We start from the raw sequence: 19,297 nt of genomic DNA, 5'->3' as shown, positions 1-19,297 counted from the left end.
GAGATTAGAATTTGATTTCTTTAGGTTGCTGCGCAGCATGAGGATGCTCAGAACTGTTGTAAACGTAAAGGTTTCTGTACAATTGTCTTCCCAATCTGTTTTTAGGAAGCATACCTCTAACTGCTTTTTCTACCAAAATGGAAGCAGATTTTTGCTTCAACAATTTTGGGGTAGAAATACGCTGTCCACCTGGGTAGCCGGTATGACGAACATATACTTTTTCGTCCATTTTTCTTCCGGTCAACCTAACCTTGTCTGCATTGATGACAATCACGTTGTCTCCGCAGTCCACGTGAGGGGTATAATAAGGCTTATGCTTACCCCTTAGGATTTTGGCAACCTCACTGGCAAATCTACCCAACACTGCAGCCTGGGCATCCACTACCACCCAGTTTTTCTCTACAGTCGCGGCATTTGCTGATTTGGTTTTGTAGCTTAATGTATCCACTGTGTAAATGTTTAATTATTAGCTTGTTAAATATACTGTACCCTTAAAAAGGGACACAAAGATAGAAGTAATTTCTTTTTATTGCAAAAGAAACAATATTATTGCCCACATTTTCTACGAGTTAGCGGTTTTTTTCCAGTTGCTTGACCAAAACATCAAAGTCTTTAGGGTATGGAGCAATCACTTCAATGCGCTCTCCCTTAATGCCTTCGAAGCCTATGGCATAAGCATGGAGCGAAACACGCTGCATGATGGGCAGTTCATCTGTGCCTTTTTTGAGATTAAAGCGCCTTTTTAAGGCAGATAAGTAAAGGGGCTTGCCTCCATACATTTCATCCCCGCAGATAGGAGAATTCAGGTAGGCCAAATGCACCCTGATTTGGTGCAATCTACCTGTAATCGGCTTACACTCCACCAAAGTATAGGAGTAATAAGTTCTCAGGGTATTGAAAATCGTCTGTGCAGGCTTGCCTTCTTTGGTTATCTTGGCGATGCCTTTATTGGTCGCGTGGATATTACGGTCCACCAGTACATCTTTGTACTCATGGATGCCTTCCACTACTGCATGATAGATTTTGCTGACTTTTCGGTCTTCAAACTGGATAGCGATGTTCCGATAAGCCTCTTGGTGTTTGGCGATTACAAGGCAGCCTGATGTTTCTTTGTCCAGTCGGTGACACACCTGGGCATCTGGGGTGTACTCTCTGGCCAATTCCAGGATGTTCTGTGCTTCATGCCTGTCGTCCAATGTCGATAAATAGGGAGGCTTATTGATGACAAGGTAATCCTCGTTTTCAAACAGAATCAAGTCCTTAAAATCAATCTTCTTCATGCAGTGCTTCCCCAATGAGCCTGCAAAGGTAGAAAATTCTGAAATCTGAAAAAAATTTTAAGAAAATTTTGATCTCTGTTTCAATCCTGTTAAGTAATAAGTCTATTACCAACAGGGGTAAATACCAATTTGCCGCAAAGATAACATGTGAATTAGGATTGGAGTTTGATGTTTTTGCCAGTACATTTGAAAAGGAATTGACAACAGGAATGGACGAAAACAACAAGATCCTTCAGCTTAGGACAGTGAATGTGACCCGCTATGTCATGCCTTTAAGGGAAGGTGGTTCTCTGCCTGCCCTGGCAAATGCAGACGATGGGTTCAGCTACGTACTCAAATTTAGAGGTGCGGGACAGCGGGAGAAAGCACTTATCGCTGAACTGCTCGGTGGAGAAATTGCAAGAATGTTGGGTCTTAAGGTCCCCGAACTGGTCTTCGCCAATCTGGATGAAGCTTTTGGAAGATCTGAAGGAGATGAGGAAATCCAGGACCTGCTCAAAGGCAGCCAAGGTATGAATCTTGCACTGCATTTTCTTTCCAAAGCACTGACTTTTGATCCAGGTGCTTCTTCGCTTGATCCTTTCCTAGCATCCAAAATAGTCTGGCTTGATGCGTTCATCACCAATGTAGACCGTACTTTCCGAAATACCAATATGCTGATTTGGAACAGGGAGTTGTGGCTGATTGACCATGGAGCTTCTTTTTTATTCCATCACTCTTGGGAAAACTGGGAAAAGCAAGCCAAAAGTGCCTTCCCTATGATCAAGGACCATGTCTGTCTCCCAGCTGCCAGTATGCTGAGAGAGGCGGATGAAGCATTAAAAACAATTCTTAGCCAAGAGAAAATCAACCACTTGATCAACCTTATTCCTGATGAGTGGATCCTGGAATCCAGAGATGTGGAAACTGCCGAAGAGGGCAAGGCCATCTACAAGCAATTTTTGCTCGATCGATTAAATCATTCCGAGGTGTTTATAAAAGGCGCAGAAGATGCAAGAAAAACACTTGTATGAATATGCCATTCTTAGGGTAGTCCCTAAGGTAGAGCGTGAGGAATTTATCAATGTGGGAGTTTTGCTTTGCTGCAAAAAGGAAAATTTTCTTTGCTGCAAAGTCCAACTTGATAAAAGCAAACTGCATGCTTTAGATCCTGAGGCTGATTTCAGTATTCTATCAGACTACATTAAGTCATTGGAACTTATCTGCGAAGGGAAGAATGAACTTAGCCCGATTTCCCTACAAGATAGTGCTTCGAGGTTTCGCTGGCTGACAGCGCCGCGGAGTTCTATGCTGCAAACATCAAGGCCGCATGGTGGACTGAGTGCTGATCTGGAAAGTACCCTTGAGGATCTTTTCAATACTTATGTCAAATAAAAAGGAATTAAATAAGCGTTCAGATCTTTAGGGAAGCTTCTTTTGCCGGTTTCTCACAAGGCAATTCAAAACTAAAAATTGAGCCCTTTCCCAAGGTACTGCTAACGGAGATCTTACTTTTGTGACCTTCGAGGATATGCTTGACAATAGCAAGCCCCAGTCCAGTACCTCCTCCTTCTCTTGATCTGCTTTTTTCCACCCTGTAAAAGCGCTCAAAAATCCTTTTTAGGTCCTCTGGAGGAATGCCTTTGCCATTGTCTTTCACCTCTACAAGAATATAGTTTTTATGTGTTTTGAGGTGAACTTCTACCTCTCCGCCATCATGGTTGTACTTGATGGCATTCGAGATAAGATTCTGGCAGACCCTGAAAATTTTGTCTTTATCCGCTATGGTTTTGTAGGATTTCCCTTTATCGTAAAAAAAACGGATCAATACATCCCTTTTGGCTGCTTTCTGTTCCAGTTCTTCAATGACTTCATGAATGAGCTCTTTCAGATCAAAAGCTTCAAAGTTGAATTTGATAACCCCACTTTCCATCTGATTGAGTGTGAGTAGGTCCTGCACAAGTTTGTCAAGCGCATTGAGGCTTTTGGCTGCCCTCTTCAGGAATTTCAACCTTACGGATTTGTCCTCTACTGCACCATCCAATAGGGTATGGATATAGCCCTGGGCCGCAAATATCGGGGTCTTTAACTCATGGGATATGTCTGCAATAAATTCCCTTCTGAATTCAGCATTTTTTTGAAGGGTTTCGATCTCCCTGTTTTTTGCCTGCGCATAGGTGTTAATGGTATTATTGATTTTACGCAGGGGTGAAATTGAAAGTCTATCAGATTTGTTAGGGATTGAGGGGTAGTCTTTTTTCTGGATTTTTTCCAATACCCCATAAATATTACTGATCTCTTTAAAAATGAGGAATTCCAAAGTAACCTGCATCAGTATATAAGATACAGAGAACGAAATACCACCTGCAACCAGCAATAGGGTAGGTGTAGCATTCTCCATCAGGAGTAAGAAGGCTACCGTGAGGGCAGAAATGGCTATTGCTAATACTAAGGAAATTCCACGGGAAGTGGTCAGCATATTATTAATTCAAGTCGAACTTATAACCTACACCTTTAACAGTAGTGATATAATCTTCGCCAATCTTTTCCCTTACTTTTCTGATGTGTACGTCCACAGTTCTGGCAAGGACAAAAACATCTGCTCCCCAGATATTCTGCAAAAGATCATCTCTACTAAAGACCATATTAGGGTTTTTGGCAAGGAAATACAAAAGTTCGAATTCTTTTTTTGGTAAAGTAATGATTTTACCGCCTTTATCAATGGTATAGCTGGTCCTGTCAATGATCAAATCCTTGATTTTAATCTGGGAAAATTCCTGCTCTTTTTTAGATTCCCGACGGAATAATGCGGCTATCCTGCTCATTAGTGCCCGGGGCTTTATGGGTTTGGTGATATAGTCATCTGCCCCTACATCAAAAGCTGCTACTTCGGAGTATTCTTCAGATCTGGCAGTTAGGAATATTATAAAGGTGCTCTTCAGTTCAGGGATTTCACGCATTTGGCGACAGGTTTCAACTCCATCCTGATTGGGCATCATAATATCCAATAGGATGACATCCGGTAAAAATTTGGATGCCACTTTGACGGCCTTGATTCCATCCTCTGCAGTTTCCACTTCATAACCTTCTTTTTTGAGGTTGTAAGTAAGGAGGTCAACTATGTCCGGTTCGTCGTCAACGACCAAAACCTTGATCTTTGGTTTGTCACTCATTTGCTGATTTCGGGTTTATGTTTCCCTAATGTGATGCTAATTTAGAAAAAGGGAGGACATAAAAAGATTTTTGTTTGATTCATCATCAAAATACAACATAAAATTTTTATTTGCTATCCTTATGTTAAGTCAATATTAAAAAGGGGTGAATTAATTATTACGTAGCTCTTTGGCTTCGGTAATTTCCATGTCCAAAGAACCTACCCAAAGTTTTGCTTTGATCCTTACAGGGATTTTATTTGCATCATCCGTCACCCAAACAGTAACAGGTTGTTCTCCCCTGAAAAGTTTGTTTTTGGGAATAATCGGTGAAAAGACAAAAGTGTCAAAATCTCCGATTTTGGTTTTGAGATGCTCTTTTCCGGAATATATAAGTTTGATATGATGGACTTCCTTATCAAAAAATCCGCTTAAGGTGACCATGTCTCCCTTTTTAAGTTTTTTGAGATCCATCGTTCGCAGAAAATAGAAGCCACTGACAATATCCTGTACATTGGCGGGTACAGGATAATCCATTGTAGATACCAATTCCTTATTTTCCCTGTCATACAGCCTTACATGGGCATTTTTCTTCTGATGGTCAAATAGTACTCTTTCATGCTTTCTATACTTACCTTCCTCGATGTGCCTGTAGGATTGGTAAGGGATAATTTTGGCAGTATCCAGAAAGCTGCCCCAATTGTCATTCACTTTGAATAATTTGAAAACACCCAAAGTCTGTCCATAGACATCTATTTTAAAGGTAGGCCTATTGTCGGTATGATAGATTTTGGGATTTACCAGCATTTTGGCCTCAGCGGCATCCAAGAAGCCAAAGCTTACTTTAAAAGTAAGTTCTTCTCCGGTTTTGAAAGCCATGTTTTTTTGGGCAAGTACTTGTAGGCTTGCAAGGCAGAAAAAAAATGTGACAATTACTGACTTAAAGGTTACTTTTTTCATTAATTTGAGCTTTGTACTTCAAGCTTTTCAAACATTATTCCAATATTAGCAAAATATTGCAGAAGCCTGATTTTTGTTGCCAAAAAGAAAATACGAAAACCTTTTTGCCTGAGTTGGGTCTAGAAGATTATAATGCGAGAAACAAGGATTCAAAAAAAGATAGAAAGATCATATGAGCGCAAATTCCGAAAAATTGAAAGCCCTACAGTTGACCATTGACAAGTTGGAAAAAACATATGGCAAGGGTACAGTGATGAAACTTAGTGACAACAAGGTTCAGGATGTGCCTGCCATTTCCACTGGTTCTCTTGGGCTGGACATGGCCTTGGGTGTAGGCGGAATTCCCAGGGGCAGGGTGATTGAAATTTATGGGCCGGAATCTTCAGGTAAGACTACTTTGACCATGCACTGTATTGCGGAAGCCCAAAAGGCCGGAGGCTTGGCGGCTTTTATAGATGCGGAGCATGCCTTTGATAAGACCTATGCTGAAAAATTGGGTATTGATACAGAGAACTTGCTGATTTCCCAACCGGACAATGGAGAACAGGCACTTGAAATTGCTGAGCACCTTATCCGTTCTGGAGCAATAGACATCATAGTCATTGACTCTGTAGCAGCCCTGGTACCTAAAGGAGAACTGGAAGGAGATATGGGTGATAGTAAAATGGGTCTTCAGGCAAGGTTAATGTCACAGGCCCTTAGAAAGCTGACTGGTGCTATCAATAAAACAGGTTGTGCCTGTATATTTATTAACCAGCTAAGGGATAAAATCGGCGTGATGTTCGGTAATCCAGAAACCACTACCGGTGGAAATGCTTTGAAATTTTACGCCTCCGTACGGTTGGATATCAGAAGGATTGGTCAGATAAAAGAAGGTGCTGATAATGTAATCGGTAACCGTACTAAAGTCAAGGTGGTAAAAAATAAAGTAGCCCCTCCTTTTAAAGTGGTGGAGTTTGATATTATGTACGGGCAGGGAATCTCCAAAGTAGGAGAGGTAATTGATTTAGGAGTGGAGTTTGATATCATCAAAAAAGCAGGCTCCTGGTTCTCTTATGAAGGTAATAAACTCGGGCAGGGTAGGGATGCTGTGAAAAGTCTTCTGCTTGATAATCCAGAGCTTATGGAAGAGCTGGAAAAAAAGATCAAAGAAAAAGCTGGATTGGGTGCAAGCGTGAAAGTGGAGCCTGGAGAAGAAGTGGATTAAAATCAGAATTGATCAACACAAAAACAAAGGCGGCCCTGTAAGCCGCCTTTAATTTTTGTTCATTTTGTTTCTTTCAAGTATTCTTTCGTTCATCTGGGATACTTCCAGAGCAAAGTATACAACTTATATTTTTAAAAATAGTCAAGCCAAGCAAATACCCACATATCAATTTATGTTAAATGATATATAATTGATTTGATGGAAAAATTTCTGATAGGCAGGCCAAATTTATCAAGTCGCCCTGATCGCTTCTACAGGATCCAGTCTAGCGGCTAAAGTAGCAGGTACAATCCCCGAAACTATACCGATGGCAGAAGATATGCCCAAGCCTAAAATGATGTTTTTGAAGGAAAGAACAAGTTCAAGCGAACCTAATTGTATAAATGTTATACAATAAACGATGATGATACCGGCCAATCCACCTATTAAACTGAGGAATACTGCTTCAAAAAGAAATTGGAAGAGAATAAAGTAATTTTTGGCCCCTAATGATTTTTGGATACCAATAATATTGGTACGTTCTTTTACAGAGACAAACATTATGTTGGCGATACCAAATCCACCTACCAAAATTGAAAATCCACCAATCACCCAGCCTGCAGCGCTGATCACATCGAAAATGGAACCTATAGTATTCATGATAAACTCTGATTTGTTGAGTGAAAAATTGTCTTCCTGAGTTGGTTTCAAGCCTCTCTTTGCTCTCATCAAACCTATAAGTTCATTTTCCAAAGCTACCATGCCAATATCTTCATCCTTCCCTTTGACTGCTATGCTGGGTTCTATCCCATTTTGGCCCACATAATAGAGTTTGGTGAAACTGCCATATGGGATCATTACAGCTTCATCTTTGGAGGCAATTTCAAAAAGTCCCTCTCCTTCTTCTTCAAATACACCGATGACCACAAATTTATTCCCTTTTATTTTCAGCTCTTTTCCCAAAGGATCCTTTCCCGGAAAAAGAGTATTGGCTATTTTCACCCCAACCAAGGCCACATTTCTACTGGCATTTACTTCCATTTCGGTAAAAAACCTTCCGGATTCCAAGGGGAGGTCATAGACATCCTTGTAGCTAAAAACTGCTCCGGTAAGATTCGTACCCTTATAGGAATTACTTCCCGCTTGTACGGTTGTGTTGGCCGAAGCAGAAAAAGTAACTGCTTCTGCATTTCTCATTTTGTCTTTCAGGAATACATATTCCCCATAAGTGTTATAAGGACGTCTGAAAAACTTCCACCATGGATAATCAGGCCCTCCTACAAACTGGAATCTGTTGACCGATACTACATTACTTCCTAAAAAACTAAAGCTGGATTTGATGTTTTTTTCTAACGAGTCAACCAATGTAAATACAGCAATGATGGCAAAAATACCCACTGTTACTCCCAAAAGGGAAAGTATTGTCCTGGTAAGATTGGATTTAAGGGCCTGCATAGCAAACCGTATGCTCTCCCAAATTAATTTTAAGTAAATCACAGTTTTTTGTAAAGTGTTAAAAACTAATTGACAAGATAGGTAGATTTCGGGATTTTTATTGTTAACTTTGCGGTTTTTAAAATAATAATTATAAGAAAAGCGAGCAATTACCTATCCATACCATATGAAGTTATCAGACTTTAAATTCGACTTTCCCAAAAAACTTATTTCCTTATATCCTACAGATAACAGAGACGAATCTCGCCTGATGGTTGTCCATAGAAAAACGGGTGAAATCGAGCACCGCACCTTCAAAGATATCATAGAATATTTTGGAGATGGTGATGTTTTTGTGATGAACGATACCAAGGTTTTTCCTGCAAGGCTATATGGCAACAAGGAAAAGACTGGAGCAAAAATTGAAGTCTTTCTTTTAAGAGAGCTTAATGCAGATTTAAGGTTATGGGATGTATTGGTAGACCCCGCAAGAAAAATCAGAGTAGGCAATAAGCTTTATTTTGGAGACAGTGACTTAGTAGCAGAAGTAATTGACAACACTACTTCAAGAGGACGTACCATCAGGTTTTTGTTTGATGGTACCGATGAGGAATTTTACAAGACCATTGATTCTTTGGGTGAGACTCCTATATTAAAAGAATATATCGAAAGGAAAGTTGAACCTGAGGACAGAGAAAGGTATCAGACCATCTTTGCCAAAAACGTTGGTGCTGTTGCTGCACCTACTGCAGGACTTCATTTCACTCCCCATCTTTTGAAAAGGTTGGAGTTGAAAGGTGTTTCCATTTCCCCGGTGACTCTTCATGTTGGATTAGGTACTTTCCGTCAAGTAGATGTGGAGGACCTTACCAAGCATAAGATGGACTCAGAGAATTATGATATTCCTGAAAAAACTGTTGAATTGGTCAATGAAGCTTTGGACAATAAGAGAAGAGTAGTTGCTGTAGGAACGACCACTTTGAAAACCATTGAATCTTCTGTAACAGCCAATGGACGGCTTAAGGTAAGCAATGGTTGGACGGATAAATTTATCATTCCTCCTTATGACTTCAAAATTGCCAATGCGCTGATCACGAATTTCCACCTTCCAGAGTCGACTTTATTGATGACAGCAGCAGCATTTGGTGGATATGACCTGATCATGAAAGCTTACAAGGAAGCAGTCAAAGAAAAATACAGGTTCTTCTCTTATGGAGATGCTATGTTGATATTGTAAAAAAGAAAGGGGTGATCAGCCCCTTTTTTATTTTATGTTTTTTTATTCCTATTGATGAAGTATGCATGTAGAACACTTTTGATATTTTTGTGGGAATTCTATGGGATTATGAAAAAATTTGCTCTGATAGTTGCAGGAGGAAATGGTACAAGAATGGGGGCTCCCATTTCCAAGCAGTACCTTCCAATTGGAAGAAGGCCAGTCCTGATGCATACGCTTGAAAAATTTCATAATACAGATCCCATGATTGATCTGACTTTAGTTATTCCTGAAGGTGATTTTGTTTTTTGGGGAAAATTGTGTGAAGAACATGCCTTTTCAGTTCCCCATCATTTGGTTTCTGGAGGAAGGAGTAGGTTTCAGTCAGTAAAAAATGGGCTGAATTCAATTTCAGATTCTCAAGGGATTGTAGCTATCCATGATGGGGTACGGCCTTTTGTAAGTAGGGAAGTAATTTTAGAGAGCTTTTTGGAGGCTGAAAAAAAGGGTAGTGCCATAACTGTAATTCCTTTGAAGGATTCCATCCGAAAACTCACGGATGATGGTAAATCAGTTTTTAAGGAAAGGCAATACTACCGGCTTGTGCAGACCCCCCAGACATTTGATCTGTCCAAGATCAAAAAAGCCTTCGAAGTCCAGGAGTTGGCCCAATTTACCGATGATGCCACCGTGTATGAACATCAGGGGTGGCAAGTCCACCTGATATCAGGTAATCTTGAAAATATCAAAATAACCACACCGGAAGATTTAGAATATGCAGATTTTTTGATCGGTAAAAAATCAAACTGAAATTTCACCGATTCAATCCGGTCATTTACCGAGTTTTGAGGGAAAGTAACCTAATCATTCTCTGGAAAGGTTTTTCTGGAATTTATTTTTGCTCTGATCTTTAATAAATATAAACATGGCAAAGCAAAAATTTTCTTCAAGTAACAACGACATTACAGCAGGCCTGGTGATTTTGATTGTTGGCGTAATATTGCTGTTAAAGGCCGTAGGCTTCTGGTTTCCTGTATGGTTTATTTCATGGCCTATGATCCTTATTGCGATAGGTCTGATAATTTTGGCAAGACATAACTTCCAAAACGGATTTGGATTTTTTATGCTGCTTTTAGGTTCCTTCTTTTTAGTTCGGAATTATTTTGGTTTTCCATTTGAACTGAGACCTTATTTGGTTCCTACTGGTTTGATCATATTTGGCCTTTATCTTATTCTGAAAAGGAGTAAGGACAACAAACGCTTTAATGAGGAATTTTTTAAGTCCTACAAAAAGTATGAAAATCCCTCCCAACAGCCTTTTACTTCCAGTGCTGATACAGTGCTGTCTTCTTACCAAGTCGGAGGAGACAAGTCAGAAGTGATCAGTGCCCAGGCTTTATTCACAGGTATTCAAAGGAGGATTTTTTCAAAAAGCTTTAAAGGGGGCAAGACTTCCGCGATTTTCGGTGGGATTGAATTGGATTTGAGTCAAGCCGATATTGATGGCCAGGCAGTTCTACAAGTAGAAATTGCCTTTGGAGGAGTTAAACTTGTAGTACCGCCACATTGGGATGTACAGGTCAATATGGGAACTGTTTTCGCTGCAGGTGTTGAGGATAAAAGAATTTTTAACCCATCAGCGACCGATTCCAATAAGGTATTGAAAATCCATGGATCTATGGTCTTTGGTGGGCTTGAAATTAAATCATTCTAAGGGTGAACCTGATCAAATTATTCTTTGAAAGGCATTTTCTGAAAGTCTTGGCCATTATCTTCACTTGGATATTGGCCAAGACTTTTATTATACATTGGTATGGACTTGAATTCCAATTGTCCTTATTGGAATCCGTGATTCAAACCTTTTGGATCTTCCTGGGGTTTTTAATGCTTGGAAATATTTTTTCATATTATTCCCCCAGAAGGGGTCATTTTTGGATTGTAATTGCTGTACCATTTGTATTGGCAGCATTCTTTTCATGGTTTTCCTTTTTTCTGTTGGTCCAGTTGATCAAAGTAAATCAAGAGTTCCAGATTTTTCTTAGCAGTACAGGTGTCATCAAAGGAGTATACTTTTATTTGATGTTCCAGTTTTGGGCAATTCTGCTAGTTTTTGCAGCTAAACTGGAGGATCAAAGGAAAATCCGAGAGATGGAAGATAACTCCCAAAAATTGGCTAAGGAGGCGGAAATGTATTATTTGAGACAGCAGCTTCAGCCGCATTTTTTATTCAATAGCCTAAACTCAATCAACGCACTAATTGTCACGAAGCCAGAAGAAGCGAGAGAAATGGTGGTAAATCTGGCTGAATTTTTACGTGGCACCATCAAGAAAGACAGTAACAAATGGATTAGTTTGTCAGAAGAACTTGAGCAGCTCAAGCTTTTTTTAAGCATAGAGAAAGTCCGGTTTGGGGACAGACTAAAGGTCAGTATCCAGGCAGAAAAGGATGCTGAGTCGCTAACAATTCCCCAATTAATGGTTCAACCGCTTTTGGAGAATGCTATCAAACACAGTCTGTATGGGTTGAGGGGCGAGGTTCTGATCCAATTGGGAATAAAAAAAGAAAATAAATACCTGATAATCCGCCTATCAAATCCCTTTGATCCAAAGGCAGGACAGCCCAAAGGTAGCGGGTTTGGGCTGGAGGCAGTGAAAAGAAGATTATACCTGATTTTTGGCAGAAATGATTTAATTCAGATTTTGAAACATGACAATAACTTTATTGTAATTTTGAGAATACCCCAGCCATGATGACGAAAGCAGTAATAATTGACGATGAGCCATTGGCAGTAGAATTGATCAAAGAATACCTGAAAGACTATCCTGAAATTGAAGTTGTCCACATAGCCTATGATGGTTTTGATGGTATCAAGGCCATACAGAATTTTCAGCCGGACTTGGTGTTTTTGGATGTAGAGATGCCAAAGATCAATGGTTTTGAGATGTTAGAGCTACTTGATAATCCACCTGGGATTATATTTACGACTGCTTATGATCAGTATGCTGTCAGGGCATTTGATGCTCAGGCTATTGATTACCTGCTAAAGCCTTTTTCCAAAAACAGGTTTTCGCAGGCTATGCAAAGATTTTTGAATGGCAATAAGAGTATATCATCCGAGCAGGAAGAATTACAGGATGGTCCTGTAAGCAGAGTCGTATTGAGGGTAAAAAATGGTATAAAGATCATACCTGTGGAGGATATTCATTTTTTGGAGGCCAATGATGATTATGTGAATATTTACACCAAAGAGGGAAAATTTCTAAAGAATAAAACACTCAGCCATTTTGAGAAAGCTTTGGATGGAAGCCAATTTATTAGGGTGCACCGGTCTTATATCGTCCGTGTAGGTGAAATTTCCAAACTTGAGCCCTACGAAAAAGAATCCTACCGAATCCGCTTGAGATCGGGTGAATATATCCCTATCAGTAAATCAGGAATGCCTAAATTGAAAAAAGTGTTGGGAATTTAATAAATGAAAAGCCCTGAAGTATCAGGGCTTTTTTTAATATTCATCTTCGTTGAAGAAGAAGTCATCTTTGGTTGGATAATCTGGCCAAATCTCTTCGATGTTCTCGTAAGGCTCGCCGTCATCTTCTAGTTCCTGGAGGTTTTCTACCACTTCCAGAGGAGCACCTGAACGAATTGCGTAATCAATCAACTCGTCTTTGGTTGCAGGCCAAGGCGCATCTTCCAAGTAAGATGCAAGTTCTAGTGTCCAATACATAATTTTCAGAGTTTATGTTTTGCCTTAACGGCATGTAAAAATAGAAATTGTTTTAAATTTTCAATTATTGCATTAATATTTATTTGTGAGTTCCTTCAGGATGAAATTTTTCACGTCAATCTTCCTTTTGAAGGCACTAATTTTTCTTCTTAGCATGATTTCAAATTCCTCTTCATTGGTTTTGAAATTATCCGCATTGTCTTTAACTGTTGCAAGTTCATTTTCATCCCTATAAATAAGATCTTTGAGGATGGAAGCCTTGATTTTTTTCTGCTCAACAGGATCTTTTTTATCAAATTCCTGAAACTTGCTGTTTGCCAATTTGTCAAGGAAGAGTTTTTCAAACACCACCTCTGAGAAGAATGTAAAAGAACGCATGACCAAGTTGGCTTCACGTGGCTTCCTCTGTGGAAGTTTCTTCCAATCAGCCTGCAATCTCTTGGCAGACGAAATCACCTCAGGATTTGTTTCAGCCTTGGCCAATTTTTTCATTTCCTCAGTCATACTCTCCATCTTTTTCATAAGTTCCCAAGGCTTCATCTGGGGCTCAGTTTGCACTGACCTTTTGAATCGACTGAAGATTCTGTTGTTGAGTTTTGAGAATTCATCCCAGAGTGGCTGCCTTCGTTCTGCTGGAACTTTCCCGGCTGCCTTCCATTCTTTTTGGATTCTTTTGGAAATTTCAAAGGCTTTTTTTGCATCAGGATTATCAAAAGCCTCTCTTGCCTGTATGACCAGATCCTCGTAAACTTTAATGTTTACCTCAGCCTGTAAGGCCAAGCCTTCAAAATAATGTTTCCTGTTATCAAAAAAGGTGTCTACAGCGGAATTGAATTGGGATTCAATTTCATCCTCAAATTCTTTCTCCACCGGTCCGGTTTTGATCCAGCGCATTTTGATGTTTTTCAGTTCCTCCGCTGTATTCTTCCAGTCAGTGCTGTTTTTGAATGCTTCGGCTTCCAAAATAAGGCCTTTCTTGATCTCCAGATTTCTGGCCCTGTTCTTCTGAATAATATCTTCCAGGAAGACCTGTTGCTTTTCCAGGTCCTCAATGAGGGGTACAAAATCCCCCAAAGCATCATATTCTAAAAGAGAGTCCTTGAGGTGGATGAGTTTCATCAAAAAAGAACCCTTGTTCTGATTTTCCTCAATATCCTTTTTAAGGGCTTCAATTTTTTCCTTCAAAGACTCAAATCTGTCTTCAAAATACTTAATTGTAGAAGCTTCATCTTCTTTAACTTCGCCAATCACCCTGTCCGGCTGATTCAAAAATCCCCTGAGATAAACCTTGTTATCTTTAATGTACCCGTATGGATGCTCCATTTCGATTTAATAGGTTGCGTGGTAATCCTTTTTATATTTTTTGCAAATTAATTAATTCAAAAGCATTTATCCTAAGAAAGCCCTTTTTTTGCCATCTTTGTCTTCGTAGTTAAAAAAATCCTATCAAATTCAGTTATGAGCAACGAAAAAATCATATTTTCTATGGCAGGGGTGTCAAAAATTTACCCGCCACAGAAAAAAGTTTTGAAAGATATTTACCTCTCTTTTTTCTATGGAGCCAAAATTGGTGTTTTGGGTCTTAATGGTTCAGGTAAATCTTCCCTCTTACGGATCATAGCAGGTGTAGACAAAGACTTTATTGGAGAAGTGGTTTGGTCCCCGGGCTATACTGTGGGCATGTTGGAGCAGGAACCCCAATTGGACCCTTCCAAAACCGTAAAGGAAATAGTGGAGGAAGCAGTTGCAGGGACAGTTGCTCTGCTCAAAGAATTTGAGGAAATCAATGAAAAATTCATGGATCCTGCCATCATGGAAGATCCTGACGCCATGGACAAATTGATCCAAAAGCAGGGGGAAGTTCAGGAGAAATTGGATGCTGCCAATGCCTGGGAATTGGATACCATGCTGGAAAGGGCCATGGATGCCCTGAGACTTCCACCCAGCGAGGCAATTGTTGGCAATCTTTCCGGAGGGGAGAAAAGAAGGGTAGCACTTTGCAGACTTTTGTTACAAGAACCGGATGTGTTGTTGCTGGATGAACCGACCAACCACCTGGACGCGGAGTCTGTGCTTTGGTTAGAGCAGCATTTACAGCAATACAAGGGAACGGTAATTGCCGTGACCCACGACCGTTATTTCCTGGATAATGTGGCTGGCTGGATTCTGGAATTGGATAGGGGAGAAGGCATTCCCTGGAAAGGCAACTATTCTTCCTGGTTGGAACAAAAACAGGACAGATTAAAGCAGGAAGAAAAAACCGAATCCAAACGTCAGAAGACCTTGGAGAGGGAATTGGAGTGGATTCGAATGGCGCCAAAAGCCAGACAGGCCAAAGGGAAGGCCCGCCTTTCTGCTTATGACAAACTGGTCTCCGAAGAGTCCAAAGAAAAAGAAGCTAAATTGGAGCTTTACATTCCCCCAGGACCAAGATTGGGAGCAAAAGTGATCGAGGTGAATGGCGTGTCCAAGGCTTATGGAGACAAATTACTTTTTGAAAACCTTTCCTTCAGCCTGCCACAAGGTGGCATCGTCGGGATTATCGGACCAAACGGTGCTGGTAAATCCACCCTCTTCAAATTGATTACAGGGCAGGAAAAGCCCGATGCCGGACATTTTGAAATTGGAGAGACAGTAAAACTGGCTTATGTAGATCAGGAGCATGACCACTTGGATCCCAATAAGACGGTATATCAGGCCATTTCGGAGGGAAATGAACTGATCAAACTGGGGAATAAAGAAGTCAATGCAAGGGCCTATGTCAGCAAATTCAATTTTGCAGGTTCAGATCAGGAGAAGAAGTTGGGCGTGCTCTCTGGCGGTGAGCGCAACAGGGTTCACTTGGCGATCACTTTGAAGGAAGGCGGCAACTTATTGCTTTTGGACGAACCTACCAACGATTTGGATGTGAACACCCTGAGGGCTTTGGAAGAGGCATTGGAGAACTTCGGTGGTTGTGCAGTGATTATTTCCCACGACCGTTGGTTTCTGGATAGGATCTGTACGCATATCCTGGCTTTTGAAGGAGATTCCCAAGTATATTGGTTTGAGGGCAACTTCTCTGATTACGAGGAAAATAAGAAAAAGCGCTTGGGTGATGTGACTCCGAAGCGGATTAAGTATAAGAAGCTTAGGTAGAGACGAGAAGCGAGAGATTAGAAGCGAGAGGCAAGAATCAAGAGACAAGAGGCAAGAAACAATTGTCAAGTAAATCCAGGACGTGACAAAGAGACAAGAATCAAGAAATAAGAATTGAATTCGGATATCTAAAATTGGAATTGGGAAAACGGCCCGGGTTTTTGACGTGGGCTGTTTTTTTTAAATCACATTACCTATTATTTTAAAATTAAAGAATATCACTATTTTGGGGGAAAGGTTCAGATGAAAGGGATATTGATTTTTAATATTTTTTTAGGGATTGTTGCATTGACCTTAGGGACATTGGCACTGATACGTGGATCCCATTTGACTGCCTTGGCTATGGGATTTGTGTTTATATCAAATGTTATCCAGATTTTTCAGGAGTATTTAAACATTTATAAATCCAGAGCTCGGGAGAATTAGCATTTTTGTTCCAATAATTAAAATATGTTATTGTGGAGAAACTGTACAATTTTTACTTCTACCTTTTGATGCCATTGATTTTGGTAAACCAATTTATATATCAGATGGTCTATATACCTTCTTGGGTGACGGCATTGGCGCTGGTACTAGGGGCAGTATTGTTTTTTGCCCAATCCTTGAAGATGCGTAAAAAGACTAAAATGTAAGCTTAATTCCTATCCCATTACCGTTTTAAATATCCTGTCAAATATTTCGGTTGGTTCTATTTCTCCGGAATTTTGATCGCTGGTATCGGAACCTACAAAAATTGGCCAATCCATTGGGTCTTCCGGAATCCTGCCATGGGAACCCTTGACCAAGCTGGCATCTAAAGAAATCACATCCATCAAATACCTGAAACCAAGTTTCTTTTTTAAAAGCTTCATCCCGATTTTACCCTTCAGGAATTTTATTTCCGGATCGGCCAAAGTTTCAACTGGATCATAGCCCGGCTTGCGGTGAATGTCTACCGTCCTGGCATAATCCGGTGCCTTATTATCATCCAGCCAGAAATAATAGGTAAACCAGGAATCCTTGTCAGCTACGGCAATCAGTTCTCCAGCCCTTGGATGATCCAAGTGGAATTTTTGCTTTCCTTCCTTGTCCAATACTTTTTCAATTCCGGGCACCCTTTCCAGCATGCTTTTGATAGCTGGAATGTCTGCTTCGTCTTTGACATATACATGGGCCAATTGATGGTCCGACACGGCAAATGCCTTGCAGGTGCCGGCATCCAAGGTTTCTCTTCCAAGTTCATCTTTTACCACAATGCAACCTTCCTTCCTTAAAATCCTGTTGATATGGATAGGGTTATTGACAGCAGTGATACCATATTCAGATAAAAGAATGACTTCAGTTCCCTGTTTTTCAAAATAGCTAATGAGATCCTCTGCTACTTTGTCAATTTCCCTGAGGTCCTTTTTTATTTTTTTAAAGTCCAGGCCGTAGCGTTGCAAACCATAATCCAAATGGGGAAGGTAAATAAGGTTAAGGGTTGGGTTGAACCATTGGTCTACTTTTTTGGATGCCTCGGCAATCCATTGGGTGGATTCGATATTGGCATTGGGTCCCCAAAAAGAGAAAAGCGGAAACTGCCCTAATTCCTGCTGCAATCTGTCTCTGAGGTCCATGGGTTGGCTGTGAATGTCCGGTAGTTTTCTCCCATCTGCTGGATACAAGGGTCTTGGTGTTACTGCATAATCCACTGAGGAGTACATATTATACCACCAGAACATGTTGGCACAAGTGAAATTGGGGTCCTGATTCTTTAGCTTATCCCAGATTTTTGGTACCTGCACCAGATGGTTGGACTGTCTCCAGAATTTGATTTCGCATTCGTCCCTGAAATACCATCCGTTGCCGACTATTCCGTTTTCTTCAGGCCATTTTCCCGTAAGGTAAACCGACTGGGAAGAGCAGGTCACTGCAGGTAATACAGGTTGGATAAAGTTCTTTTGCCGCTTTTCTATCCATTTTTTAAGAAAAGGTGTATGCTCTCCAATCAACCTGGAGGATAAAGCCACAATATTGATAACAGCAGTTTTTTTCATTTTTCAAAAGTGTTGATGACCCATTCCATTTCACGGGTAATGGAGGAAGATAGTTCTTGTCTAAGGGCCTTGTCCAATACATCCCAAGTGTAAGTTTCCACTTCAAAATGGCTGCAGACTGGATTTTTTTTAATCTCCTCCAGCACATGAATGATGTCCGACTGGGTGGAGGAAAGGTTACCATAATGGGCCAAGAACACAGGTACATGAAAGTGTATTCTCATTTCCTCAATTTCTATTTGATCCAGAATAGCAATCGCTTCCGGTAGGTCTGGGTAAGATTGGAGGTTACCGGATGCATCTCTTCCAATGACCTGATGCAGGTAAGTCGATTCGGCCAGGGGTTTGAGTTTTGATTGAAGGTTTTGTCTTTCATTTAGATCTGATGGAACGTCCACTTTCAAGGCCGCTGAGATCTGAATTTTGCCAATTTTGATGCCTTCTTCTTGTAATTTCCGGAAAGTATCTTCTGCTTTTTCGTATACAATGGCAAAATGACAAACATCATAACAGATTCTGACATGGTGTTTCAATAGTTGCGCTGAAGCAACTGGGGAAATCCCCAATTTATCAACCAGCCATGCACCTCCTTTTGGAATCAACCAGTCCTTGAAAAACCAAAGTACTTCCTCCGTATTTTCCAAAATCCCATCGGGTTCGGGTTCTATATCCAAATGAAGCGTTTTCTGGGCTTTTTGCTCGATTTGATGCAATTCGGCTGTAATTTCAGCTAATTGTTCGCAAGCGATTTGAAGCACTTTTTCCCTTTCCAAACTGGTCTCAAACCAATGCCTGTAAGAAATAGGAGAGGTGGAAATACTGCCTTCCTGACCTTTTGGGGTTAATGCTTCCAGAATCTGGAAAAGTCTGAGTGTATATTCCTTTCTGGCAGCAGTAGACCAATCCGGTTGGTGAACTTTGTCTTTGACCACTGTATGATGGAATTCCCCATAAGGGAAACCGTTCATGGTAAAAACATAGCAATTATGGGTATCTAACCATTTCTGAAATTCCGATAGGTTTCCATCAGAAATCAATGTTTCGCTGGCCTGATTGGAAAGCCTGAGACCAATACCGAAAGGACCTTGAATACCCAAGTTGGTTTTGACTTTTGGAACGTAATCCTTGATGCTTTGGAAAGTATCTTCCCAGGTTTCTCCAGGATGGATATTGGTGCAATAACTCAAATGATGTCCCTTTATTTGCATTTTC

At 40.5% G+C, this 19,297-nt stretch carries 20 protein-coding genes; 10 read left to right on the top strand and 10 right to left on the bottom strand.

What is annotated here, in order from left to right:
* Positions 1-4 precede the first annotated feature (4 nt).
* Both rplM and CLV48_RS09055 read right to left on the bottom strand, forming a co-directional pair.
* Positions 5-448: a 50S ribosomal protein L13 gene (gene rplM, locus CLV48_RS09060; RefSeq protein ID WP_106566960.1), complete on the bottom strand. Its 444-nt coding sequence runs from the start codon at positions 446-448 to the stop codon at positions 5-7.
* A 121-nt stretch (positions 449-569) separates the two neighbouring features.
* Positions 570-1,280 (bottom strand): RluA family pseudouridine synthase, encoded by a 711-nt coding sequence (locus CLV48_RS09055; RefSeq protein WP_106566959.1) that lies wholly within the window; start codon positions 1,278-1,280, stop codon positions 570-572.
* 209 nt (positions 1,281-1,489) lie between these two features.
* On the opposite strand from CLV48_RS09055, the gene CLV48_RS09050 reads away from it, so the two are divergent.
* Together CLV48_RS09050 and CLV48_RS09045 are read left to right on the top strand one after the other, a co-directional pair.
* Positions 1,490-2,293 (top strand): HipA family kinase, encoded by an 804-nt coding sequence (locus CLV48_RS09050; RefSeq protein WP_211299925.1) that lies wholly within the window; start codon positions 1,490-1,492, stop codon positions 2,291-2,293.
* Entirely contained in the window at positions 2,271-2,654 is a 384-nt protein-coding gene (locus tag CLV48_RS09045; RefSeq protein WP_106566958.1) for a DUF3037 domain-containing protein, read from the top strand. The genes CLV48_RS09050 and CLV48_RS09045 overlap by 23 nt, the downstream gene beginning before the upstream one ends.
* Positions 2,655-2,673: 19 nt before the next feature.
* Here the strand turns inward: CLV48_RS09045 and CLV48_RS09040 are convergent, their stop codons facing one another.
* From CLV48_RS09040 to CLV48_RS09030, 3 genes are all read right to left on the bottom strand, one after another.
* Positions 2,674-3,738: a sensor histidine kinase gene (locus CLV48_RS09040; protein ID WP_106566957.1), complete on the bottom strand. Its 1,065-nt coding sequence runs from the start codon at positions 3,736-3,738 to the stop codon at positions 2,674-2,676.
* Between the two features lie 4 nt (positions 3,739-3,742).
* Positions 3,743-4,432 (bottom strand): response regulator transcription factor, encoded by a 690-nt coding sequence (locus CLV48_RS09035; RefSeq protein ID WP_106566956.1) that lies wholly within the window; start codon positions 4,430-4,432, stop codon positions 3,743-3,745.
* A 150-nt stretch (positions 4,433-4,582) separates the two neighbouring features.
* Positions 4,583-5,371: a DUF3108 domain-containing protein gene (locus tag CLV48_RS09030; protein ID WP_106566955.1), complete on the bottom strand. Its 789-nt coding sequence runs from the start codon at positions 5,369-5,371 to the stop codon at positions 4,583-4,585.
* 172 nt (positions 5,372-5,543) lie between these two features.
* On the opposite strand from CLV48_RS09030, the gene recA reads away from it, so the two are divergent.
* Entirely contained in the window at positions 5,544-6,578 is a 1,035-nt protein-coding gene (gene recA / locus CLV48_RS09025; protein ID WP_106566954.1) for a recombinase RecA, read from the top strand.
* A gap of 231 nt (positions 6,579-6,809) precedes the next feature.
* Here the strand turns inward: recA and CLV48_RS09020 are convergent, their stop codons facing one another.
* On the bottom strand, positions 6,810-8,054 hold the full coding sequence (locus tag CLV48_RS09020; RefSeq protein ID WP_106566953.1) for an ABC transporter permease: 1,245 nt from the start codon (positions 8,052-8,054) through the stop codon (positions 6,810-6,812).
* Between the two features lie 124 nt (positions 8,055-8,178).
* On the opposite strand from CLV48_RS09020, the gene queA reads away from it, so the two are divergent.
* The 5 genes from queA to CLV48_RS08995 all read left to right on the top strand — a co-directional run bounded on the left by queA (position 8,179) and on the right by CLV48_RS08995 (position 12,677).
* Entirely contained in the window at positions 8,179-9,228 is a 1,050-nt protein-coding gene (gene queA / locus CLV48_RS09015) for a tRNA preQ1(34) S-adenosylmethionine ribosyltransferase-isomerase QueA (RefSeq protein ID WP_106566952.1), read from the top strand.
* Between the two features lie 108 nt (positions 9,229-9,336).
* Complete coding sequence (locus CLV48_RS09010) at positions 9,337-10,017, top strand: 2-C-methyl-D-erythritol 4-phosphate cytidylyltransferase (RefSeq protein ID WP_106567161.1); 681 nt, start codon at positions 9,337-9,339, stop codon at positions 10,015-10,017.
* 115 nt (positions 10,018-10,132) lie between these two features.
* A complete protein-coding gene (locus CLV48_RS09005) occupies positions 10,133-10,921 on the top strand; it encodes a LiaF transmembrane domain-containing protein (RefSeq protein WP_106566951.1) in 789 nt (262 codons plus the stop codon).
* A gap of 2 nt (positions 10,922-10,923) precedes the next feature.
* Positions 10,924-11,958, top strand: coding sequence for a sensor histidine kinase (locus tag CLV48_RS09000; RefSeq protein WP_106566950.1), 1,035 nt, complete (start codon positions 10,924-10,926; stop codon positions 11,956-11,958).
* Positions 11,958-12,677, top strand: a complete 720-nt coding sequence (locus tag CLV48_RS08995; RefSeq protein WP_211299924.1) for a LytR/AlgR family response regulator transcription factor — start codon at positions 11,958-11,960, stop codon at positions 12,675-12,677. Before CLV48_RS09000 ends, CLV48_RS08995 begins: the two co-directional genes overlap by 1 nt.
* A 33-nt stretch (positions 12,678-12,710) precedes the next feature.
* On the opposite strand, the gene CLV48_RS08990 is transcribed toward CLV48_RS08995, so the two are convergent.
* Both CLV48_RS08990 and CLV48_RS08985 read right to left on the bottom strand, forming a co-directional pair.
* Entirely contained in the window at positions 12,711-12,932 is a 222-nt protein-coding gene (locus CLV48_RS08990; RefSeq protein WP_008625540.1) for a DUF2795 domain-containing protein, read from the bottom strand.
* A gap of 72 nt (positions 12,933-13,004) precedes the next feature.
* Positions 13,005-14,255, bottom strand: a complete 1,251-nt coding sequence (locus CLV48_RS08985) for a DUF349 domain-containing protein (protein ID WP_106566948.1) — start codon at positions 14,253-14,255, stop codon at positions 13,005-13,007.
* A 135-nt stretch (positions 14,256-14,390) separates the two neighbouring features.
* Between CLV48_RS08985 and ettA the strand changes: the two genes are divergently transcribed.
* Both ettA and CLV48_RS20535 read left to right on the top strand, forming a co-directional pair.
* Positions 14,391-16,070 carry an energy-dependent translational throttle protein EttA gene (gene ettA, locus CLV48_RS08980; RefSeq protein ID WP_106566947.1) on the top strand — a complete coding sequence of 560 codons (1,680 nt, stop codon included), beginning with the start codon at positions 14,391-14,393 and terminating at the stop codon, positions 16,068-16,070.
* Positions 16,071-16,528: 458 nt separating this feature from the next.
* A complete protein-coding gene (locus CLV48_RS20535) occupies positions 16,529-16,702 on the top strand; it encodes a hypothetical protein (protein ID WP_170069003.1) in 174 nt (57 codons plus the stop codon).
* A gap of 9 nt (positions 16,703-16,711) precedes the next feature.
* On the opposite strand, the gene CLV48_RS08970 is transcribed toward CLV48_RS20535, so the two are convergent.
* Together CLV48_RS08970 and eboE are read right to left on the bottom strand one after the other, a co-directional pair.
* A complete protein-coding gene (locus CLV48_RS08970) occupies positions 16,712-18,085 on the bottom strand; it encodes an alkaline phosphatase family protein (RefSeq protein WP_106566945.1) in 1,374 nt (457 codons plus the stop codon).
* A complete protein-coding gene (eboE, locus tag CLV48_RS08965; protein ID WP_106566944.1) occupies positions 18,082-19,293 on the bottom strand; it encodes a metabolite traffic protein EboE in 1,212 nt (403 codons plus the stop codon). Before eboE ends, CLV48_RS08970 begins: the two co-directional genes overlap by 4 nt.
* Positions 19,294-19,297: the final 4 nt, after the last annotated feature.

The organism is Cecembia rubra (assembly GCF_003014575.1).
Classification (GTDB): domain Bacteria; phylum Bacteroidota; class Bacteroidia; order Cytophagales; family Cyclobacteriaceae; genus Cecembia_A; species Cecembia_A rubra.
Note: the sequence above shows the minus strand (reverse complement) of the source record. Positions and strands in the feature narration are given on the sequence as shown.

Coding starts and splice junctions, on each gene's coding strand:
- CLV48_RS09040 (WP_106566957.1), bottom strand. CDS start 3,738: ATGCTGACCACTTCCCGTGGAATTTCCTTAGTATTAGCAATAGCCATT.
- queA (WP_106566952.1), top strand. CDS start 8,179: ATGAAGTTATCAGACTTTAAATTCGACTTTCCCAAAAAACTTATTTCC.
- CLV48_RS09035 (WP_106566956.1), bottom strand. CDS start 4,432: ATGAGTGACAAACCAAAGATCAAGGTTTTGGTCGTTGACGACGAACCG.
- CLV48_RS08970 (WP_106566945.1), bottom strand. CDS start 18,085: ATGAAAAAAACTGCTGTTATCAATATTGTGGCTTTATCCTCCAGGTTG.
- CLV48_RS09005 (WP_106566951.1), top strand. CDS start 10,133: ATGGCAAAGCAAAAATTTTCTTCAAGTAACAACGACATTACAGCAGGC.
- CLV48_RS08985 (WP_106566948.1), bottom strand. CDS start 14,255: ATGGAGCATCCATACGGGTACATTAAAGATAACAAGGTTTATCTCAGG.
- CLV48_RS09010 (WP_106567161.1), top strand. CDS start 9,337: ATGAAAAAATTTGCTCTGATAGTTGCAGGAGGAAATGGTACAAGAATG.
- CLV48_RS09050 (WP_211299925.1), top strand. CDS start 1,490: ATGGACGAAAACAACAAGATCCTTCAGCTTAGGACAGTGAATGTGACC.
- eboE (WP_106566944.1), bottom strand. CDS start 19,293: ATGCAAATAAAGGGACATCATTTGAGTTATTGCACCAATATCCATCCT.
- recA (WP_106566954.1), top strand. CDS start 5,544: ATGAGCGCAAATTCCGAAAAATTGAAAGCCCTACAGTTGACCATTGAC.
- CLV48_RS08995 (WP_211299924.1), top strand. CDS start 11,958: ATGACGAAAGCAGTAATAATTGACGATGAGCCATTGGCAGTAGAATTG.
- CLV48_RS09045 (WP_106566958.1), top strand. CDS start 2,271: ATGCAAGAAAAACACTTGTATGAATATGCCATTCTTAGGGTAGTCCCT.
- ettA (WP_106566947.1), top strand. CDS start 14,391: ATGAGCAACGAAAAAATCATATTTTCTATGGCAGGGGTGTCAAAAATT.
- CLV48_RS09055 (WP_106566959.1), bottom strand. CDS start 1,280: ATGAAGAAGATTGATTTTAAGGACTTGATTCTGTTTGAAAACGAGGAT.
- CLV48_RS09030 (WP_106566955.1), bottom strand. CDS start 5,371: ATGAAAAAAGTAACCTTTAAGTCAGTAATTGTCACATTTTTTTTCTGC.
- CLV48_RS08990 (WP_008625540.1), bottom strand. CDS start 12,932: ATGTATTGGACACTAGAACTTGCATCTTACTTGGAAGATGCGCCTTGG.